General features: G+C 62.3%; 19 protein-coding genes and 2 tRNA genes. 13 read left to right on the top strand and 8 right to left on the bottom strand.

The genetic code is table 11. The features are described from left to right. The 4 genes from ACTS2Z_RS05650 to ACTS2Z_RS05635 form a co-directional block, all read right to left on the bottom strand. Positions 1-77 (bottom strand) — tRNA-Arg (locus ACTS2Z_RS05650). 35 nt (positions 78-112) lie between these two features. Then, positions 113-418 (bottom strand): ETC complex I subunit, encoded by a 306-nt coding sequence (locus ACTS2Z_RS05645; protein WP_442572247.1) that lies wholly within the window; start codon positions 416-418, stop codon positions 113-115. 55 nt (positions 419-473) lie between these two features. Continuing rightward, positions 474-550, bottom strand: a tRNA-Pro gene (locus ACTS2Z_RS05640). A 57-nt stretch (positions 551-607) separates the two neighbouring features. After that, a complete protein-coding gene (locus ACTS2Z_RS05635) occupies positions 608-1,216 on the bottom strand; it encodes a DUF192 domain-containing protein (RefSeq protein ID WP_442572246.1) in 609 nt (202 codons plus the stop codon). A 165-nt stretch (positions 1,217-1,381) separates the two neighbouring features. Between ACTS2Z_RS05635 and ppa the strand changes: the two genes are divergently transcribed. Together ppa and ACTS2Z_RS05625 are read left to right on the top strand one after the other, a co-directional pair. Beyond that, positions 1,382-1,909: an inorganic diphosphatase gene (gene ppa / locus ACTS2Z_RS05630; protein WP_442572245.1), complete on the top strand. Its 528-nt coding sequence runs from the start codon at positions 1,382-1,384 to the stop codon at positions 1,907-1,909. Positions 1,910-1,972: 63 nt separating this feature from the next. Beyond that, complete coding sequence (locus ACTS2Z_RS05625) at positions 1,973-2,812, top strand: LOG family protein (protein WP_442572244.1); 840 nt, start codon at positions 1,973-1,975, stop codon at positions 2,810-2,812. A 77-nt stretch (positions 2,813-2,889) separates the two neighbouring features. Here the strand turns inward: ACTS2Z_RS05625 and ACTS2Z_RS05620 are convergent, their stop codons facing one another. The 4 genes from ACTS2Z_RS05620 to ACTS2Z_RS05605 all read right to left on the bottom strand — a co-directional run bounded on the left by ACTS2Z_RS05620 (position 2,890) and on the right by ACTS2Z_RS05605 (position 7,003). After that, positions 2,890-3,357 (bottom strand): peptidase S1, encoded by a 468-nt coding sequence (locus ACTS2Z_RS05620; RefSeq protein WP_442572243.1) that lies wholly within the window; start codon positions 3,355-3,357, stop codon positions 2,890-2,892. A gap of 270 nt (positions 3,358-3,627) precedes the next feature. After that, on the bottom strand, positions 3,628-5,532 hold the full coding sequence (locus ACTS2Z_RS05615; RefSeq protein ID WP_442572242.1) for an O-antigen ligase family protein: 1,905 nt from the start codon (positions 5,530-5,532) through the stop codon (positions 3,628-3,630). A gap of 63 nt (positions 5,533-5,595) precedes the next feature. Further along, positions 5,596-6,204: a polysaccharide biosynthesis/export family protein gene (locus tag ACTS2Z_RS05610; RefSeq protein WP_442572241.1), complete on the bottom strand. Its 609-nt coding sequence runs from the start codon at positions 6,202-6,204 to the stop codon at positions 5,596-5,598. Between the two features lie 73 nt (positions 6,205-6,277). Next, complete coding sequence (locus ACTS2Z_RS05605) at positions 6,278-7,003, bottom strand: metallophosphoesterase family protein (RefSeq protein ID WP_442572240.1); 726 nt, start codon at positions 7,001-7,003, stop codon at positions 6,278-6,280. 433 nt (positions 7,004-7,436) lie between these two features. Between ACTS2Z_RS05605 and ACTS2Z_RS05600 the strand changes: the two genes are divergently transcribed. From ACTS2Z_RS05600 to asnB, 11 genes are all read left to right on the top strand, one after another. Beyond that, positions 7,437-8,444, top strand: a complete 1,008-nt coding sequence (locus ACTS2Z_RS05600; protein ID WP_442572239.1) for an NAD-dependent epimerase/dehydratase family protein — start codon at positions 7,437-7,439, stop codon at positions 8,442-8,444. Between the two features lie 7 nt (positions 8,445-8,451). After that, on the top strand, positions 8,452-9,735 hold the full coding sequence (gene tviB, locus ACTS2Z_RS05595; RefSeq protein WP_442572238.1) for a Vi polysaccharide biosynthesis UDP-N-acetylglucosamine C-6 dehydrogenase TviB: 1,284 nt from the start codon (positions 8,452-8,454) through the stop codon (positions 9,733-9,735). Between the two features lie 14 nt (positions 9,736-9,749). Further along, positions 9,750-11,186 carry an O-antigen polysaccharide polymerase Wzy gene (wzy, locus tag ACTS2Z_RS05590; RefSeq protein ID WP_442572237.1) on the top strand — a complete coding sequence of 479 codons (1,437 nt, stop codon included), beginning with the start codon at positions 9,750-9,752 and terminating at the stop codon, positions 11,184-11,186. Beyond that, the gene (locus tag ACTS2Z_RS05585; RefSeq protein WP_442572236.1) at positions 11,179-12,273 is read left to right on the top strand and encodes a glycosyltransferase family 4 protein; all 1,095 of its coding nucleotides are present in this window, start codon (positions 11,179-11,181) and stop codon (positions 12,271-12,273) included. Before wzy ends, ACTS2Z_RS05585 begins: the two co-directional genes overlap by 8 nt. Beyond that, complete coding sequence (locus ACTS2Z_RS05580; RefSeq protein WP_442572235.1) at positions 12,270-13,508, top strand: oligosaccharide flippase family protein; 1,239 nt, start codon at positions 12,270-12,272, stop codon at positions 13,506-13,508. The genes ACTS2Z_RS05585 and ACTS2Z_RS05580 overlap by 4 nt, the downstream gene beginning before the upstream one ends. A gap of 7 nt (positions 13,509-13,515) precedes the next feature. Further along, complete coding sequence (gene galE, locus ACTS2Z_RS05575) at positions 13,516-14,538, top strand: UDP-glucose 4-epimerase GalE (RefSeq protein WP_442572234.1); 1,023 nt, start codon at positions 13,516-13,518, stop codon at positions 14,536-14,538. Further along, positions 14,535-15,269, top strand: coding sequence for a class I SAM-dependent methyltransferase (locus ACTS2Z_RS05570; RefSeq protein ID WP_442572233.1), 735 nt, complete (start codon positions 14,535-14,537; stop codon positions 15,267-15,269). Before galE ends, ACTS2Z_RS05570 begins: the two co-directional genes overlap by 4 nt. Continuing rightward, on the top strand, positions 15,266-16,126 hold the full coding sequence (locus tag ACTS2Z_RS05565) for a methyltransferase domain-containing protein (protein WP_442572232.1): 861 nt from the start codon (positions 15,266-15,268) through the stop codon (positions 16,124-16,126). The genes ACTS2Z_RS05570 and ACTS2Z_RS05565 overlap by 4 nt, the downstream gene beginning before the upstream one ends. A gap of 13 nt (positions 16,127-16,139) precedes the next feature. Continuing rightward, a complete protein-coding gene (locus ACTS2Z_RS05560; protein ID WP_442572231.1) occupies positions 16,140-16,934 on the top strand; it encodes a class I SAM-dependent methyltransferase in 795 nt (264 codons plus the stop codon). A gap of 26 nt (positions 16,935-16,960) precedes the next feature. Continuing rightward, a complete protein-coding gene (locus ACTS2Z_RS05555) occupies positions 16,961-18,142 on the top strand; it encodes a glycosyltransferase (RefSeq protein WP_442572230.1) in 1,182 nt (393 codons plus the stop codon). Next, positions 18,142-19,718 (top strand): asparagine synthase (glutamine-hydrolyzing) (gene asnB, locus ACTS2Z_RS05550; protein ID WP_442572229.1); only part of this gene is annotated, 1,577 nt, incomplete at its 3' end. The genes ACTS2Z_RS05555 and asnB, both read left to right, overlap by 1 nt.

Below are 19,718 nucleotides of genomic sequence, written 5' to 3'. Positions count from 1 at the left end.
TGGTGACCCCGGCAGGATTCGAACCTGCGACCATTCGCTTAGAAGGCGAGCGCTCTATCCAGCTGAGCTACGGGGCCTGCGCTGCGGCCTGGCGTCTGGAAAGCCCTGGTGGCTAGTGCGACCAGGGTTCCTTGCGGTCGGCGGCAAAATTGGACGCATAGGACTTGATCCGGCGGGTCGTTTCACGCGCTTCACGGATCTGGAACGGAATGCCGTAGCGCTTGGCGTAGGCAACCGCCTCGTCGCGCGTATCGAACGACAGATGGACCTGGCGGCGGGTATCGCCCGAACCGGCCCAGCCCATCAGCGGATCAGGACGCTTGGCCTGAGCAGGCTCAAATTCCAGCACCCAGTCCTTCGTCCGGGCGCGGCCCGATTGCATGGCGGTGCGTGAAGGCTGATAGATACGCGCGAACATCCCGGCCTCTTCCTCTGCCCGGAGCCGGATAACCATCCGGCCCCTTCAACAATGATGGTCGGGGCGGCAAGATTCGAACTTGCGACCCTCTGCTCCCAAAGCAGATGCGCTACCAGGCTGCGCTACGCCCCGATCCCGGTTCGCACCGTTTAGGCAAAGCCGCGCGGCCACGCAAGGCCGCGCCGCGCTCTACTCTGCGGCCTCTTCCTGCGATGGCTCCGCAGCGTCCTCGACTTCTTCGCCCTCGTTGGCTTCCACGATTTCCGGTTCGCCTTCGGCCGTATCAGCCGCAGGTTCGGATGAGGCTTGCGTCCCGAACAGGGAATGGCGCACCAGATCACCCGGCGCGATGCCGGTTTCGGCGGCGCGGCCGCCTGCAATCTCCAGCACGGCCAGCACCGGGAAGTCGGACGGCAGGGACCGGCGCGACAGCGGCTGCGCATTGGCGACGATCTTGGCAATCGTTCCGTCCTCGCGGATGAAGATCACATCGAGCGGGATCAGCGTGTTGGCCATCCAGATGGCAACCGGCTGTACGACGACGAAGTCGAATAGCATTGCCTCGTTCGGACCCATGGATTCGCGATACATCATGCCGCGCGCCCGCGAGGCATCCGTCGCGGCGATCTCGGCGATGAACTCGACCGGGCCTTCCCTCGTTTCGACGATGACCGGGTCAGGCCCGCCATATTCCACGACAGCGTCTGGCGCCGTCGGGTCCATCTGGGCATGAGCCGTCGCGAAGAGGACAAGCGCCAGCAGGGGCGCGGCGGAGAGGATGAAGCGTTGAATTGTCATGGCGGCACGCTAGCCAAGCGCGAAGCGCCACGCAATCGCTGATGCAGGCACCCGGCAAGCCATTGTGCAGTGCAAAATGCGGCTTGCCTCACGCGCTCAAGCCGCTATCACCTGCCGCAAATCCGCCGGCAAGGCGGTTCGTCAAGGCGTTGCGAGGCTCTCCCCATGCGTATCGATCAGATTTCCGCCGGTGTTAATCCGCCCGAAGACATCAATGTCATCATCGAGGTTCCGGTCGGCGGCGAACCGGTGAAATACGAGATGGACAAGGCCTCCGGCACGGTCTTTGTCGACCGCTTCCTCCATACGCCGATGCGCTATCCCTGCAATTACGGCTTCATGCCGCACACGCTGTCGGAAGACGGCGACCCAATCGACGTGATGGTCCTCGGCCAGACGACGCTGGTGCCGGGCTGCGTCGTACGCGCCCGCCCGATCGGTGTCCTGATGATGGAAGACGAAAGCGGCATGGACGAGAAGATCCTTGCCTGCCCGCACCAGAAGCTGACCCCGCTTTACGATGACATCATCGAGTACACCGATGTCACCAAGGCGCAGATCATGCGCATCACGCACTTCTTCGAGCACTACAAGGATCTGGAGCCCAACAAGTGGGTCAAGATCAAGGGCTGGGCCGCTTCCAAGCGGGCGCAGGAGCTGATCATGGCCGCGCTGGAGCGCGTGAAGGGCTGACAATGCCCATTTGCTGACAGGCCTCTCCGTGCTGGTATCTCTCCCCGTAAACGTGAGAGACACATGAAGAAGACCGAATTTGTCAGTGAAACGCTGCCTGGTGATCCCGTCGAAGCCTACATGAATCCTGACTTCATGGGATCGCCCGATGCGCGCCCGCTGCGCATACTGGCCGAATACCTCTATCCCAAGAAGCAGTTCGAAAAGCACAAGGTAGACGACACGATCCTGTTCTTCGGATCGGCCCGCATACCCTCACCGGAAGACGCAAAGGCAGGGCTCGATGTTGCCAAATCGTCCGGCGGGGATACCAAAGCCGCCGAGCGCGCAGTATTCATGTCGCAGTATTACGGCGCCACACGCGAGCTCTCGCGCCGCCTGACCGAATGGTCGCTCAATCTGGATGACTGCCATGGACGCCGCTTCGTCATCTGCACAGGTGCGGGCCCCGGCATCATGGAGGCGGCAAACCGCGGCGCGCGCGATGCGGGCGGCGAGACCATCGGACTGGGCATCACCCTTCCCAAGGAAGAACAGAACAATCCGTACGTGACCCCCGACCTCAATTTCGAGTTCCACTACTTCTTCACGCGTAAGTTCTGGTTCCTCTACCCGGCCAAGGCACTGGTGCTGATGCCGGGCGGCTTCGGGACGCTGGACGAGTTGTTCGAGACGCTGACCCTTTTGCAGACCCGCAAGATGAAGAAGCGCCTGCCGGTTGTGCTGTTCGGTTCGGAATACTGGGACAAGGTCATGAACCTCGAAGCGCTGGCGGATTTCGGGGCCATCAACCCGTCCGATCTCGACCTCATCTATCGCACGAATGATGTCGACGACGCGTTCAAGTATATCGTCGACCAGCTTTGCAAATATGCCCTGCCGAACCCCGGCAAGGGGATGTAGCGCGGCATCCTCCCCACGCATGCAAAAAAGCCCGGCGGTTTCCCGCCGGGCCTTTTCCTGTCTCCAGCGTTGGCAGCCTACTGGCTGTAAAGCTCGGAAATGTGGAGTTGGGCGTTCGCATTACGCGACGAGCCATACGTACCGATCCAGATATCGTACTGACCAGACATCGGGCTGTTCCAGCGCAGCGACGGGTTCAGGCCGTTTCCACCATCATCATTGCAGTACCAGCGGCCATCCGGGCCGTTGACCACAAGCGTGGTATCCGTGCTGGAGTTTGCCGAGATGATCAAAGGCAGGCTGCCGGCCTGGAAGTGCAGGCGCACATCGGGTGCCGTCGCGACCCAGCCGCGGCAGCTGCCGCCGAGCGTACGGGAGGCATCATTGTTGCCCCCCGATTGCAGGTTGATGACATACGGGTCAGGCGTGAAGCCGCCCCGAAGCGAAATGGTCTGATAGATCGGATTGAGGCGATAGTCCTGCGCCATCGAAGCCGAAGCCAGTACGGTCACGCCAAGAATGGCGGCTGCTGCGGTGCGAAGCATGATTGTAATCTCCAAATGCGACCGGCTTGGCTCCCCGCCCCGGCCCGAATGCGTCCCTCTAGCGAAGCAAACGGTATGCCTCGCAACCCGTGGGGTAAAGGAAAAATCAGGCTGAAATCGTATTTTCCCGTAATCCTGACGAGAGATGTCATCTCGATTCGTCAGCATTCATGAAAATGCAGACGGCGCGCCGGACTGAACTCATCAGCCGACAATGCAGGGTCAAAGTGCTCTGGCTTGCCTCGCAGCGTGGGAGGCGCGGGCTTCTGTTCAGCTGGCCTCGGCTGGCAACAGGCGTCTGATTTCTGAGCCCATAGGTGCAGGCGCCCGCTCAGCCAGTTCTTCCATCCAGCGGCGGTCGATCCACCAGTAGGACAGGACAAGCACCTGTGACAGCGCCTGTCCACGAGTAGTTTCATCCAGCTGATCCCAGACGATGGCCGCAATCTCGAGACGCCAGCGCATGACCTCGCGGTCACCATAGGGGCTGAGATAGAGGCTGCGGGCGTATGCCTCGAGACCTTCCTGCGAAAGGCGGTCATTGCGGGCAAGGTCGAGATAGACAAGGCGGTTCCACGCAGAGGCGATCCTCGGTTCGCGCTCCAGCGCTGCCCGCGTTGCCCGTTCGGCAAAATCGAGATCGGCTATGTCTGGCTGCACCGCCCGTGCGGCCAGCGCTTCACGCAAGGTGGCCAATGGCGGCAGGGTCGCCTGCTCGCTGTAGGCTGCCATGCGTTCAGGCGAGAAACCGTCAACAATATTGGCCTGGTATCGAAGTTCAGCCTGCCAGCCAGACCAAAAGGCAAGGCCAAGCGCGGTGACACCCAGAATGGCTGATGGTGCAAGGCGACGGCTCCAGTGTTGGCCAGCCAGCGCCTTGCGCTCGGCCTTGCGCACGGACCGGCTGCCCGACGCGAAGCCTGCGCCAATACCCAGAACCCACGCAAACCACCACATGAAGCCGGCCACTTCGAGCCCGTAATCGGTCAGGCCATGAAGCAGGACCAGAAGGCTGATGCACAGCGTCGCGCGCATGTAGACATGGTGCTTGCGCCGGTGTCGAAGACCGCGGATCACGAGTGCGATCATGCCCGCGACCACGGTCCACATCACAATCGAACCGACCCAGCCAGCCTGCATCAGCCATTGCAGGTATACATTATGGGCGGCGCCCTGCTCTTCCAGCACCAGTGCATTCGGGCTGGTGGCGATCAGGTCATTGGTGAACGCAAAACTGCCAAGCCCCTGACCGAAGACCGGCGAGAGCGATACGGCCTCCCAGTAGGCTGCAAAAACGGCCTGCCGCACGGGATCGTCCATCACCGTATCGAACCGGCTGGAGGCAAGCTCGCCCGAAACGGTCCAGACAAGGCCGCCAAGCACGACCAGCGCGCCTATTCCGGCACCGGCCAGACCCGCCCCTCGCATGGGCGAGCCTTCCTGGCGTCCCCAGCTGAAAAGCTGCCAGACGACAAGTAGCAGCGCGGCAAAAACAGTAAAGGCGATACCGCCCCGCGAAGCCGTCAATACGAGGCAGGTCAGCGGCAGAAGCGTCGCGATCACGGACAGGGACAGCGCGACCGCCTGACGGGAGAAGGCTTGCAGGCTGCCGCTAGCGCGCCGGACTTGCTGCAAGGTCTCGGCAAGACCCATCAGCGAAACGAGCCCGAAAAACGTGGCGGCGGTGTTGGCCGACAGGAAGCCGCCGGTCAGGCGCTCTCCCCCGTAGGGACGTTGCAATCCCCAGACGGATTCGGGCGACAGGGTGAAACTGAAGAAGGACCACAGCGCGATCAGCGCGCCGGCGCCAAGGCTGGCACGCCAGAGAACAACGCCGCCCCCTTCGAGGCGGGCGGCATTACGGGCCACCAGCCACAAGCCGCCAGCGGCCAGAAGGGCGGCAAATTCCGGCGCAGCGGTATCCATCTGGCCGCGCATCTGTGTGAGGACCGCGAACGCACCGATGAGGGCCAGCGCACCCCAGCTGGAAGCGGTCGGCCGCTGGCTGTCTTCGGTCAGCATGCCGGCACCGAAAATGAACAGGATGGCACTGGCAAAGGCCGTCCGGGCTGCAGGAATATCTGCGCCGAAAAACACGGCTGCCCCGGAAATGATCAACAGGCAGAGGCCGGCGGGAAAAGCGAGACGCAGCATCAGCCGGGTATTGTCCGTCATGAAGTACCCTGCCCGTCCCGGCCGGAAGCTCGATCCTTAAACACCTTGCAGGCGGTCTTCGACCTAGAAGAAGCGCTCTGCGATACGGATCGTGTCGCCCGGCTGGACCGGCGTGTTGACGGTCAGCGGATACTCTTCCTCATTGAGGGAGCCGGCCCGCTTGATAAACACGACACGGGTGTTCGCGCGGTACGAGAAGCCCCCCGCCGTCGCCACAGCGTTGACGACCGTCAGGCCTGACGTGAACGGATACTCGCCCGGTTCACGCACTTCACCCATGATGTAGAACGGGCGGAAATTCATGACCTCGGCGCTGACGCGCGGATCATTGAGATAGCCTTCGCGCAGGGATGCTTCCACGGCGCGCTGGAACTCGCGCAAGGTCAGCCCGCCGGCGCGCACCTCGCCGATCAGGGGCAGCGAAACCGCGCCGCTGCCATCAACCATGTATTCGCCCGAAAGCGTGTCTTCGCCAAAGACGATGACACGCAGGCGGTCGCCCGAGCCGAGCCGGTACTCGGTGACTTCACGTTGCTCCTGCGAGGCAGGTGCCAGATTGAGGTCTGCTTCACCTGCAGCACCGGAGGCCACATCTACCCCACCGGCTGCACCTGTGCTCGCACAGGCCGCTACGAACAGAGTGGCAAGCAACAGGACAACTGAACGGAACATGGGCAATCCTTCGGCGTTGGGGCAGCGTCGTGACGGCGGTGTCGCAACCGGATGAACTGACATCTTCACTACCTTATAGGTCTGACCTGCGGACCTGCAAGAATGAAACCTCGTCGCTCTCCAGACGCACTGCGGTCAGCGTGCCGGTCAGATACGCGCCGGTATCCACTCCGATACGCCGGTCATCGTGATAGTAGTCAGGCTCCGGTGTGTGACCATGAACAACCTTGTGATCCAGCCGCTTGCGCGAATCCAGGAAGACATCGCGGATCCACAATAGGTCCTGTTCGGTCTGTGCCTCGAGCGGCTTGTCCGGGTGAAGCCCCGCATGCACGAAGACATACGGCTCGTAGAGCACGAACAGTTCCAGGCTCTCCAGAAACTCCACATGGTGGCGGGGCATGGCCGACAGGAGAGCCTTCCGGGCAACTTCCCAGTCATCCACGCTTGCCTGCGCCGACGGCAACTGCACGCCGTACGAAGCGAGCGTCTCCCCGCCCCCGTACTGGCACCAGACCTGCCCGGCGCGCGCATCGCGCATGAAGTCAAGCATGGCCGCTTCATGATTGCCTTTCAGGCACCGTATCGCGAAAGGCATGCCCGAAAGCGTGGAAAGCCGTTCAATGACCTTTGCCGAGCCCAGCCCGCGGTCGACATAGTCACCCAGCATTACCAGCATGGCCCGGTCAGCGGGTGGAGCCACCCTCACATCGCTGCGGATCCTGTCCAGCAGCCGGTCCAGCAAGTCTGCCTGACCGTGCACATCGCCGATGGCATAGAGGCGAAACCCGTCGGGCAAGACCGGCCTTGAAGCCTTGCCGGAATTACCGGTGAACCTGGAAAGCAGCTTGGCGAACATAAGTCCCGTATAAGATGCTGCATTGCAGGCTGCAACGGCCCGCGTTGGAGCAGCTAACGCGTCTGGCAAACTTTCGATCCGGCGCGGCGCATGCCAATTGTCCGCGTGCGGAAATATGACAACCCCCGCGCCTGCAACACCCTGATAAATAACCAGCCAACCGGCCCTGTTTTCCCTTGTGAACTGAAGCCGACCGGCTATCGTCTCGCCTGCTCACCTCTTGTTCGCAGACTGGAGTTTTCCGGCATGGTCGGGGGGCGGGCATGACCGGTATCGGGGTAAGGCGGCCGCTTCACCCTGATGGCGGTAGCGTGGCAAATCGTGTTATTTTTAACATTAAAAACAAGGCTTTGTTCATTGAACCGGTGCGTGCATGAACAGTAGGGTATTTATTACCGGAAGCGCCGGATTCATCGGCTACCACCTCTCGCAGCTACTCCTGTCCAGAGGCTGCAGTGTGGCCGGCTATGACGGCATGACCGACTATTATGATGTCGGCCTGAAGCAGCGGCGCCATGCCATGCTGCTCGAAAATAACAACTTTTCCTGCACAGAAGCCATGCTCGAGGACGCAGCCTCACTCGAGGCTGCTGTCGAGAGCTTCAGCCCCGACATTATCGTCCACCTCGCGGCACAGGCAGGCGTTCGCTACAGCCTGGAAAACCCGCGCGCCTATATCGATGCCAACGTTGTCGGCACGCTCAATGTCATGGAAGTGGCTCGCAAGGCGAAGGCGGGGCATCTGCTGATGGCATCGACCAGCTCGGTCTATGGCGCAAACACGCAAATGCCCTTCAACGAGCAACAGAAGACCGACACGCCGCTGACGATCTACGCCGCCACGAAGAAAGCCAATGAAGCGATGGGGCATGCCTATGCCCACATCCACGCCTTGCCAGTGACGATGTTCCGCTTTTTCACGGTTTATGGTCCGTGGGGCCGTCCGGACATGGCGCTGTTCAAGTTCACCAAGGCCATTCTCGAAGGCCAGCCAGTCGACATCTACAATAATGGCCAGATGTGGCGCGACTTCACCTATGTGGACGATCTGGTGCGCGGCATAGCCGGGTTGATGGAAGCCGTGCCCGGCAGGCAAGACCCGCCGATTGACGGCGACAGCCTGTCGCCCGCCGGGCCGTTCCGGATCGTCAATATCGGTAACTCGCAAAAAGTCCTGCTGACCGACTTCATCGACGCCATCGAGGCCGAGATCGGGATTCCCGCCAAGCGCAACTTCATGCCGATGCAGACAGGCGATGTTCCGGCAACCTGGGCCGACACCTCGCTTCTCCAGAAGCTGACGGGATACCGGCCTCAGACCGATTTTCGCACCGGCGTTGCCCGCTTCGTGCAATGGTACCGGGAGTACTACGATTGTTGAGGCCGTTATGCGTGAGCTGACGCTGGATACCGCCCGGATCGCCGTCCTGGGCCTTGGCTATGTAGGGCTGCCGCTGGCTGTCGAGTTTGCCAAACAGCGCGAGGTCACAGGCTTCGACATCAAGGCCTCGCGCATCGAGGCGCTGAAGCGCGGTGAAGATGTGACCGGCGAGGTCGGCAGCGAGGGCCTGAAGGCTGCGAAGGGGCTCCGCCTGACAACTGACGTGTCGGACATTGCCGCCTGCAATGTGTTTATCGTCACCGTCCCGACCCCTATCGATGCCAGCAAGCGGCCCGATCTCGGTCCGTTGCTGGCGGCGACCCGCACGGCTGCCTCGGTACTGAAGCGCGGCGACGTCGTGATTTACGAATCCACCGTCTATCCCGGCGCGACCGAGGATGATTGCGTGCCGGTGCTGGAAGCGGTTTCCGGCCTGACCTTCAACAAAGATTTCTTTGTCGGCTACAGCCCGGAGCGGATGAATCCCGGCGACAAGACCCGCACCCTGACGGCGATCACCAAGGTTACCGCCGGTTCGACACCGGCCACCGCCGATTTCGTGGATTCGCTCTATGCCAGCATTGTCACGGCCGGCACCTACAAGGCGCAGAGCATTCGCGTGGCAGAGGCCGCCAAGGTGATCGAGAACACCCAGCGCGACCTGAATATCGGCCTCGTCAACGAGCTGGCGATCATCTTCAACCGCATGGGCATCGATACCGAGGCGGTGCTGAACGCGGCTGGCACGAAATGGAACTTCCTGCCCTTCCGCCCCGGACTGGTCGGCGGCCACTGCATCGGCGTGGACCCGTACTACCTCACCCACAAGGCCGAACAGATGGGCTATCACCCGCAGATAATCCTTGCGGGACGCCGGCTGAATGATGCCATGGGCGCCTATGTGGCCGGGCAGATGATCAAGGCGATGCTGAAGCGCGGATTGCCGGTGAGCGGCAGGCGCGCGCTCGTGATGGGGCTGACCTTCAAGGAGAACTGCCCTGACCTGCGCAATACCCGCGTGATCGATGTGGTCCGCGAACTTGCTGACCATGGCATGCAGGTCGATGTCTGGGACCCGCATGTCGACCCGCACGAGGCAAGGGAAGAATACGGCATCGAGCTTATCACGACGCCGGAACGGGGCGCGTATGACGCCATCATGCTCGCAGTTGCCCACAAGGGTTTCATCGACATGGGGCCGGATGCAATCCGCGCATTCGGCACGCCCGGCCATATCCTCTATGATCTCAAAAGCGCCCTGCCAGAGGGGCAAAGCGACTTGCGGCTCTAGGGTCCCGGCACACCATGACGCTGAACCAGTATTCGATCCTGACCTATCTGGGACTGATTGCGCTGATTGCGCAATTCTGTTTTGCCCCGTTCGACGGCATCGAACCCGGCATCGTAACCGGCACGCTGGCCATCACTCTGGGCGCAGTCGCGCTGCACCTGTTCAACAACCGCAACCCGAACTGGATGCGCATTGATACGATCTTCATCCTCGGATTTCTGATCGTGAACTTCCAATGGCCGGTGATGCACGCGCTCTTTGGCCTCGATCCTTACTACCAGTTCCAGCAAGTATCGCTGTCCGGATCGGGCGGGTTCGCCGTGCTCCTCGCGACGCTCGCCATGGTATCGTGGTTATTGGGGTATGCCCTTGCCCGCAAGCGGCCTGGCAGGGAACGGTATGACCGGGTTGGCCGGCACGCAGCCGTCGGGCCGCTGCACCTTGCAGCCCTCGCCGCCTTCGCCGTGCTGGCGGGCGATACTTTCTTCGCGCGGGAGATTTATACCACCATCACTTTCGACCGGGTTCAGACGGTAACGGGTGAAGCGGCCTATCTGCTGGTTATCGTGGAAATCCTTGCGCGCCTTGCTCTGGCAACCGCGCTCTATGTCGGCTTCGTGCTCCATCGCAATGCCAGTATCGCCGACTATCTGCGCGACAAGTCCCTGCTGCTCAAGAACGTCTCCCTGCTGGTTTTCGCGGTGATTTTCATGCTGGGAGGAGAGCGCGGGCAGGTGGTCATGGTGGCAATGTCCGCCGCGCTGGCATACGCCCATCTCGTGCGTCCGATAAGGCTACCGGAGTTTGCCGCCCTGATCCTTGCGGGCTTCGCGCTCATGACACTGGTGGCCTATTTGCGCACAGGCGCAGATCTGGGTTCCGCTACAGAAGCGCTAACCAGCTATGGAACATGGTCAGTAACAGCCAATCTGGCCGACAGCTTCGTAACGCTCACCCAGGCTGTCGAGATGACCCGGAGTAACCACACCTATGCGCTGGGTCAGCTTTGGCTGGCGCAATTTCTTGGCGTGATACCGCTCTTCCAGTCCCTGTTCATCTCGCAAACAGGGATGGAGCTTGCCGACATGAGTTCGGCGCTCGCGATTTCGACCTACACGCTCGGCGCCTCACTCCACACAGGTCTCGGCAGCTCGTTCGTGGCTGACATCTATCTCAACTCAGGCCCTGTCGGACTGATCGTTTTCCCGGCGATATTCGGCTTTGCCTGTTTCCATGCCGGGCAGTGGCTCTATGGGCGGTCGGGCTTCATCAAGTTCTATATCGCGACGATTATGGCCGGTTACATCCTCTACATCTCGCGATCGACCATGCTGGACCCGCTGCGCCCGATCGTCTGGGGTCTGCTGGTTGCGCTGATCCTGCTCTCTCTTCGGCGCCTGATGCCGGAGCGCACCGCAGAACCTGCCAGAGAGGCGCGCGCGCTTGCGTGACGCCGGCCACGCGCTGATCTTCATCCCCACGCTCGCCGCCGGCGGGGCGGAACGGGTTACCAGCACGCTGGCCAATGAATGGTGCAAGGCGCGGCGCGTCACACTCGTCACCCAGTTTGACCGGCCCGATTTCTACCCGCTCGACCCGCGCGTGGACGTGATACGCCTTGGATTCACGCCATCACGCCCGCTCCTGCCGCGTGTGGTCGATATAGCGTCTGCGGCGCGGGCCTTACGTAAAGCCGTCACCATGGCGCGGCCTGACTTCGTTCTTGCCATGCTTCAGAACTATAACGAGCTTGCGCTGGCGGCCCTTGCCGGAACCGGTCTGCCGGTGATCGTTTCTGAACGTGGCAGTCCGCAAAATCGCGAACGGCCTGTCCGCCTGCTCGCGCGTGACCTGCTCTACCCGAATGCCGCTGGCGTGATCTTCCAGACCAGGGTGTCGCAAGACCATCTGTCCGCCAGGCTACGGCTGAAACGTTCGACCGTGATCCCCAATCCTGTCCGGCCCGTGATCGTGCCGGAGGAAAGGGTGGCTGAACGCCTGATTCTGACAGCCGCGCGGCAGGTCGAGGGAAAGGGGCTGGACCAGCTCCTGAATGCCTTTGCAGGCATGAAGACACCAGGCTGGCGGCTAGTGCTGTGCGGAGACGGTCCGCTGCGCCCCACTCTGGAAGCGCAGGCGCAGGATCTCGGCATTGCGGACCGCGTCGAATTCACGGGCACGGTAAAGGACCTGGCGCCCTGGTACCGGCGCGCCGGCATTTTCGCGTTCTCGTCCCTGCACGAGGGATTTCCCAATGCGCTGGCCGAAGCGGTGGTCTCGGGCCTGCCATGCGTGAGCTATGACTGCCCGACCGGACCGTCAGAACTGATCGAGGACGGCGTGAGCGGGCGGCTGGTGCCGGTCGGTGACTGGCAGGCCTTGCGCGATGCGCTTGACGATCTGGCCAGCGACGAGGCCAAGGCCGAGCGCTACGGGCGTGAAGGCGCGCGCATGGCCGATGCGCTGCACCCTGAACGGATCACGGCGCAATACCTTGCTTTTTGCGAGGAGGCGGCGGGCCTGCGTGACGCGGCGTGAGCACGCTTCTATCCCCCCGGGTCGTGCGCAATTTCGGCGCACTGATGGTGCTGCAAGGCGGCAATTACATCATTCCGCTGCTGCTCGTGCCCTATCTGGTCCGGGTGCTGGGACTGGACGTGTTCGGCACTTGGATGTTCGTCTTCTCTTTCGTGGTAATCGCGCGGGTCTGCGTCAGCTATGGCTTCGATCTGACCGCCACCCGCACGGTTGCCTCCATCGGACGCAGCGATCCGGCCCAGCTCTCATCGCTTCTTGCCGACATCGTTCTCGTGCGCCTGCTGATCTGGCTGGCCACCTTTGCCTTCGCGATGGCGCTGACCGTTCCGGTGGAAGCCTTGCGCGATCTGCGTCCGTTGATGGCCATCGCCTTCCTCATCCTCATCGGGGATGTGCTGCTTCCGGTCTGGCTCTATCAAGGGCTGGAGACGATGGGCACGCTGGTCTGGGTGCGCCTTGGGGCGAAACTGGCCAATCTCGCGCTTGTCATCGTGTTCGTGCGCGGCCCGGAAGACATCTTGCTGGTGCCGCTGCTCGAAGCCGCCACCGCGATTGCGGGCGGGTTGATCGCGCTGGCCATCGCCGCCCGGCGCTTTGCGCTAGTGCCCGCCCTGCCCCATCCGTCTCGCATCGCGCGTCAACTGAAAGATGGCGGGCCGGTATTCCTGGCGACAGCCGCTGTCCAGCTCTACACCACGCTCAACATGATCGTGCTGGGGTTTCTTGCAGGACCCGCCGCCGTGGGCGCCTATGCCATTGCGGAGAAAGTCTATGTGGCGCTGCGCGGTCTTCTGACGCCCTTCGTCCAGGCCATCTTTCCGGCCATGTCCCGTTTTCACGAGACGGCGCGCGATGTCTTCATCGCCCATTATCACGCTGTCTTGCGCTATCTGGCGTTGATCCTCATCGCCGCAGGCATAGCGCTTTTCGCCCTTGCGGGCATTCTGGTCTGGATACTGGCGGGCGAACCGAATGCCGGCGCGACGACCACCTTGCAGGTCTTCGCGCTGTCCATGCCCTTCGCGCTCGGCTCCTTCCTTGCGCCCATGGTGGTTGCGCGCGGGCGCAACATGACACTGATGCAGGTCACGCTAATCGGGGGGGCGCTGGGGCTCGCCCTGTGCCCGCTGCTGGCCTGGGCCTACGGGGCACCGGGGGCGGCTGGCGGCTTCCTGATCGTTCAGGCGTTCAACTCGGTCGCGCTCTACATCGTGAACAGGCCCGCAAAGGTATGAGCACGCAATGACCCCGTCAGCACCCAGAACACTGGTGACAGGCGGCGCAGGTTATATCGGCACGCATGTGGTTCTGGGCCTCTTGCGGGCCGGTCACGAGGTTCATGTGATCGACGATTTCTGCAATGCCTGGCCGGACATGCTGGAGCAGGTACGCGGCATTGCCGGGCGCGAATTTGGTTTCAACGAGGCCGATATCCGCGAGACCGCAATCCTGGACCGGGCCTTTGGTGGCTTCCGGCCCGACGCGGTGGTTCATCTTGCCGGCTTGAAGTCCGTGCCGGAGAGCATTCGCGAGCCTGAACGCTATGCCGCCGTCAATATCGGGGGCGCCGAGGCCCTGCTTTCAGCCATGGATGCCCATGGCTGCACCCGGATCGTCTTTTCCTCGACGGCGGCGGTCTATGCCGACGCTACGGGGCGCGCCAACCGGGAGACCGACCCGGTCGCGCCAGCAACGCCCTACGCGAAGACCAAGCGGGCCATAGAAGAACGTCTGGACCGCTGGTGCGCGCAATCGCCTGACCGGTTTGCAACCAGCCTTCGCTATTTCAACCCGGCCGGAGCCGATGCGTCCGCAAGGATCGGCGAAAACCCGCGAACGCCCCAGCACAATCTGATGCCGATCATTGTCGATGCGGCGCTGGGCCGGCGCGAATGTGTGACGGTTTTCGGCGACACGTACGACACGCCAGACGGATCGGGCATGCGCGACTTTGTCCATGTCAGTGATCTGGCCGACGCCCATATCGCCGCACTCGGCAACGCATCGCCGGGCCACCGGATCTACAATGTCGGAACAGGTCAGGGGATCACCGTGCTCGGCCTGATCCGCGCCTTTGAGGCTGCGACGGGCGCAAAGGTGCCTCACACGATCGGCCCGGCACGCGCGGGCGATATTGGCGTGTCGGTTGCAGACCCGGCACGCATCAATTCAGAACTTGGCTGGACGGCGAAACTTGCACCAGCCGATATATGCCGCTCTGCCTGGGCATGGGCGGCACAGCAGGAAGAAGGCATAAAGGCATGAGCCAGCGCGATTATTTCAAGACCATGGGCGAGGCATTGGGGTCGCGCATGGAGCGGCGGCTGCGCCAGCAGATGCGGTTCCTCTACCGCGACTGCGACTTCACGGGAAAGACAGTCCTCGACATTGGCGGAGGCATTGGTCTTCACGCCTTCTACGCCGTCATGCATGGAGCGAAGTCGGCGGTCGTCATCGAGCCGGAGGGTGATGGCGGACATAACGAGATGATCGCCACCTTCAACCGGCTTCGCGATGCGCTGGGAACCGACAATGCCGAGCTGATCCAGACCACCTTCCAGCACTACCAGCAGGCAGACCACGTGTTCGACGTGATACTGGTGCAGAACGCGATCAATCACTTCGACGAACCGGCCTGCATCACCCTTCGCGAGTCCGCCGAGAGCCGGGCAAGTTACGAAGCGATTTTCCGTGACATGGCGTCTTTGCTGGCACCGGGCGGAACGCTGGTCATGTCCGATTGCAGCTCGACCAATTTCTTCCCGGCCATTGGGCTGAAAACCAATCCATTCGATCCCAACATCGAGTGGCACAAGCACCAGCCGCCTTCGGTATGGGCGGCCATCGCCAAGGAACACGGCCTTGAGCAGCACAGCCTTCGCTGGTCAACGCCTGCCATTCTGGGTGAGCCGGGGCAATTCTTGCTGGGAAGCTCGGCGCTGACCTGGTTCTTCACCAGCCATTTCGTACTGACATTCCGCAAACAGGCGTCATGACCATCACCCGCCAGCTGATTGCCGAGGCATTCCAAGCCGCAGGGCAGACCTTCCCGGTCCCGGACTATTTCCAGGACTATATGCGCACCGAGGTGGAGCAGATCACGCTTGCCCTGGCGCGTCACGCAGCCCCGTTCGAGGGAAAGCGCCTGCTGGATGTCGGCTCCGGGCCGATGGACAAGACAGCTGTCTTCGCCAGGCTGGGCTTTGATTGTCATGCCGCAGACGATCTTTCAGACCCCTGGCACCGCACCGGCAACATGCTGGAGGCCATCCAGACCTTCGGCAAGGCCAATGGGGTGAAGTTCCACCTGCAGACGCCCGACAATTACGCCATCCCGTTCGAGGATGCCTCGTTTGATGTCGTGACCTGCATCGATGTCATCGAGCATCTGCACGAAACCCCGCGCCATATCCTGAACGCGATGGGCGAAAAGCTGAAAACCGGCGGGCTGTTGCTGGTCGCCATGCCCAATTCAGTCAATCTGAGAAAGCGCCTGTCGGTGCTGCGCGGACGGACGAATTACGCGCCTGCCGACGCCTTCTATTACGGTATAGGGCCCTATCGTGGACATGTCCGCGAGTACACGCTCGCCGAGACAGTCGACATATGCCGGTGGAACGGGTTCGAGATCGTGGAGGCGCGCACTTTCGAGCATCTGGCCGAAGCCAAGCTCGGCGGGCTTGCCGCCAAGGTGTACCGGGCACTGGGCAATGTCTTTCCGGGCTTCCGTAGCGCGCTTCTGGTCATTTGCCGCAAGCCGGAAGGCTGGCAACCCGCCGGCGAAGACCCCAAACGCTATTTCGACGCCATTCGCAGCGCACTGCCCACAGACCTCGGACCGGACAGGGTTTAGCACGATGGAAGGCATGAACCGTACGATTACCCATGACGTTGCCAACGACCGGCTCGTCTTCCTGATGTCGGCGCCGGACCAGTCCTATTGGGAGAGCCTGTGGGGCCCGCGCCTGTCCCGCGCGGCGATCAAGCGGGGCGACCGTTTCGTGACGCGCGAGACGCAGCGCGTGCTCCAACCCGGTGCGCGGGTGATTGATGCCGGTTGCGGCATCGGCGCGACGGTCAGCGGGCTTGCTGATGCCGGCTTTGAAGCCGAAGGCATCGACTATGCCGAGGAGACGGTCGCGCGCATCCGCGAGCTGGCGCCCGAACTGACCGTGAAAGTCGCCGACGTGCGCGCGCTGCCCTACGAGGACGGTTCACTTGATGGCGTCTGGTCACTGGGCGTGATCGAGCACTTCTACGATGGCTACGGCCCGCTGATCGAGGAAGCACACCGCGTGCTGAAACCCGGCGGTTATCTCTTCCTCACCGTGCCGGTCATTTCACCCCTGAAGGCATGGAAGCTGCGTCAGGGCCGCTACGCCCCCTACGCCGAAACCGAACGCGAACGCTTCTTCCAGTTTGCCTTCCGGCCAGATCATGTCCGGCGCAGCATCAAAGCCTTCGGGTTCGAGTATCTGCGGGGCTATGGCATGGCCAGCGCCTTCGGGCTTGGTGAAGACATGCCCGGCCTCGCCCGCGCCATCGGACTGAACGCGGGATCATCCCTGCCCGCACGGGCCTGGACGCGGCTGGCCGATATTGTCCTGTCTCCGTTCAGCCATCACGTCCGCTTCTTCCTGTTCAGGAAAGCGGGCAACTGAACGTCCATATGCCGCAACAGGTTGCCGTGACTTCCGCCACCAGCAAGGCCGTTGCCGGAATCGACGCCACACGCTGCCGTTCGGGCGGCGCGCAGGCGCACATTCGCGGACTGATGTCCGGCGGTGATCCGCGCCAGCACGGCATCTCACACGTGCATTTGTGGGCCCACGACGCGCTGCTGGATGCGGTAAAGCCGCAGCCCTGGCTTACCCTTCACCGCGTGCCAGCAACACGTCAGTCGGTTCTTCATCAGTTATTCTGGCAGCGCTACGCCCTGCCGCGAAAGGCCAGCGCACTCGGCGTGTCGGTGATGTTCAACGCCGATGCCGGCTCGGTTTGTCCGTTCCAGCCATCGATTACGCTCAGCCAGAACATGCTGCCGTTCGAGCCGGTTGAAATGCGCCGCTATGACTGGAGCACGAGAGACCGATACCGGCTTGAGGCCCTTCGTCATATCCAGCGCCATCGGCTGGAGCGCAGCACGGTCGCCCTCTTCCTGTCCGAACATGCGCGCCGGGTCGTTTCCAGTCTTGCCCGCCTGAAGCAGACACACGTCATAGCTCACGGGATCGAGGACCGTTTCCTCGACGTCGGACGGTCACGTTCAAGCGCGCCGGGGCAACACGCCGACGGTATAGTGCGATGCCTCTATGTATCTGACGCCGCGCCCTACAAGCACCAATGGCATGTGGTCGACGGTGTGGCCCGCGCGCGTGCTTCGATAGGCCGGGATATTCGCCTGCGTCTTGTCGGGGGTGGAACAGGTCCGTGTGCTGCCCGTCTGCGCGAGGCGGCGCAGCGCCATGATCCCGAAGGCGCCTTTGTGGAAATCCTGCCTTTCCTGCCCCATGGGGACGTGCCGGGCGAACTGGCCGCTGCCGATATTTTCGTCTTCGCCTCGTCGTGCGAAAACCTGCCTGTGACCTTGCTGGAAGGCATGGGGTCAGGCGCAGCGATAGCTTCGTCCAGCCGCGGACCCATGCCGGAAGTGCTGGGCCCCGACGGCACCTATTTCGATCCGGAAAACCCGGCCTCCATCGGCGAGGCCATCTCGCAGCTCGCATCAAGCCCGCAAGCGCTCGCAGCCAGCGCCGCCAATGCTTCAAAGCGCGCCGCAGACTATTCCTGGCAGCGATGTGCCCGGGAGACCTGGGACTTGCTGGCAAGGCTTGTTTCGCATGAAACGCGTGAGAGCGAGGCCGCCTGATGTGCGGAATTGCCGGATATGCTCGCCCCGGCGGCGGACTTGATCTGAAACCCGCACTGGACGCCATTCTCCATCGCGGACCAGACGGCAGCGGCATTTTCGAAGACGCAGCAGCCGGTATCGGCCTTGGTCATGTGCGCCTGTCCATCATTGATCTGAGCGAAGCAGGCGCCCAGCCCATGACCAGCGCGGACGGGCACGGCGTGCTGAGCTATAATGGTGAAATCTATAATTATCCCGAATTGCGTGACGGCCTTCTGGCGAAAGGACACGAGTTCCGCGGCAGTTCAGACACCGAAGTCCTGGCCGAGATGCTGGCTAGGGATGGCGAAGACGCCCTGCCCCGCCTGAACGGCATGTTTGCCTTTGCCTGGTTCGACAGGACCAAAGAGACCCTGCTGCTGGCGCGCGATGCCTATGGCGTGAAGCCGCTTTACTACGTGCAGACGCCAGACGGATTTCACTTCGCCAGTGAGATCCGCGCGCTTCAGGCGATGGGCGTCGAGCAGGAAGGGCCCGACCCTCTTGCCGTTGCCCGCCATGTCTGTCTGTTGTGGAATCCGGGTCCGGAGACGCTCGCGCCGGGGATCATGCGGCTGAGACCGGGCGAAGCCATCGAGGTGAAAGATGGCCGTATCGTGCGCCAATGGTTGTGGTTTGACCCGCCCGCGCGCGTTCCACACATCATTGAGCGGAGCGTCGAAGCGGCCGCTGGCGAACTGCGCGAGCACCTTTGCTGCGCCGTGCACCGCCAGATGATCGCCGATGTACCGGTCGGCGCATTCCTGTCCGGAGGCCTTGATTCCAGCGCGGTGGTGGCTTTTGCGCGCGAAGTGTCGCCAGACCTCAAATGCTTCACCATCGAGACTGCTGGCGGAGCGGAGAAAGGCTCTACCGAAGACCTTCCCTATGCCCGCCAGGTTGCCCGGCATCTGGGCGTCAATCTGGAAGTCGTCCACGTCGATCCGGGCGGGCTGGAGCGCAATCTGGAACGCATGGTCAGCCAGCTTGAAGAGCCGGTTGCCGATCCGGCCTGCCTGAATGTGCTCTATATCTGCGAACTTGCGCGCGCCCAAGGGATGAAGGTTCTGCTGTCGGGCACGGGCGGGGATGATCTTTTCACCGGCTACCGCCGGCATCAGGCACTCCTGATGGACCGCAAGCTGGATGCGCTACCCGCTAGCTTTCGCAAATTGCTGGCGAGCGCGGGCCGCACCCTGCCGCCGCGCCATGCGGTGCTGCGCCGGGTGAGGAAGTTCGCCGAAGGGCTTTCGCTGGATAGCGATCAGCGGCTGGTGAACTATTTCGCCTGGACGCAGCGGGCCGATGTGGTCGGGCTCCTCAGCGCCGATGCGGCGGCTCAGGTACGCGAAGCCGACATTCTCGCACCGCTTTCGCAATATCTGGAAGAACTGGATGCCGACGCTGATCCGGTGTCACGCATGCTCGCGCTGGAGCAGCGCTATTTTCTGGCGGAACACAACCTGCCCTACACCGACAAGATGTCGATGGCGGCCAGCGTGGAAGTGCGCGTGCCCTTCCTCGATCTCGACCTCGCCCGCTTTGCCTCCACACT

This window comes from Glycocaulis sp., assembly GCF_052168375.1.
Lineage (GTDB): Bacteria > Pseudomonadota > Alphaproteobacteria > Caulobacterales > Maricaulaceae > Glycocaulis.
The sequence above is the reverse complement of the archived record's forward strand: the minus strand, read 5'-3'. Positions and strand labels throughout refer to the sequence as shown.

Bases quoted from the DNA above. Each gene is read 5' to 3' on its own strand.
- ACTS2Z_RS05600 (WP_442572239.1), top strand. From the start codon at position 7,437: ATGAACAGTAGGGTATTTATTACCGGAAGCGCCGGATTCATCGGCTAC.
- tviB (WP_442572238.1), top strand. From the start codon at position 8,452: ATGCGTGAGCTGACGCTGGATACCGCCCGGATCGCCGTCCTGGGCCTT.
- ACTS2Z_RS05560 (WP_442572231.1), top strand. From the start codon at position 16,140: ATGAACCGTACGATTACCCATGACGTTGCCAACGACCGGCTCGTCTTC.
- ACTS2Z_RS05570 (WP_442572233.1), top strand. From the start codon at position 14,535: ATGAGCCAGCGCGATTATTTCAAGACCATGGGCGAGGCATTGGGGTCG.
- ACTS2Z_RS05635 (WP_442572246.1), bottom strand. From the start codon at position 1,216: ATGACAATTCAACGCTTCATCCTCTCCGCCGCGCCCCTGCTGGCGCTT.
- ACTS2Z_RS05625 (WP_442572244.1), top strand. From the start codon at position 1,973: ATGAAGAAGACCGAATTTGTCAGTGAAACGCTGCCTGGTGATCCCGTC.
- ACTS2Z_RS05615 (WP_442572242.1), bottom strand. From the start codon at position 5,532: ATGACGGACAATACCCGGCTGATGCTGCGTCTCGCTTTTCCCGCCGGC.
- wzy (WP_442572237.1), top strand. From the start codon at position 9,750: ATGACGCTGAACCAGTATTCGATCCTGACCTATCTGGGACTGATTGCG.
- galE (WP_442572234.1), top strand. From the start codon at position 13,516: ATGACCCCGTCAGCACCCAGAACACTGGTGACAGGCGGCGCAGGTTAT.
- ppa (WP_442572245.1), top strand. From the start codon at position 1,382: ATGCGTATCGATCAGATTTCCGCCGGTGTTAATCCGCCCGAAGACATC.
- ACTS2Z_RS05610 (WP_442572241.1), bottom strand. From the start codon at position 6,204: ATGTTCCGTTCAGTTGTCCTGTTGCTTGCCACTCTGTTCGTAGCGGCC.
- ACTS2Z_RS05620 (WP_442572243.1), bottom strand. From the start codon at position 3,357: ATGCTTCGCACCGCAGCAGCCGCCATTCTTGGCGTGACCGTACTGGCT.
- ACTS2Z_RS05565 (WP_442572232.1), top strand. From the start codon at position 15,266: ATGACCATCACCCGCCAGCTGATTGCCGAGGCATTCCAAGCCGCAGGG.
- ACTS2Z_RS05645 (WP_442572247.1), bottom strand. From the start codon at position 418: ATGTTCGCGCGTATCTATCAGCCTTCACGCACCGCCATGCAATCGGGC.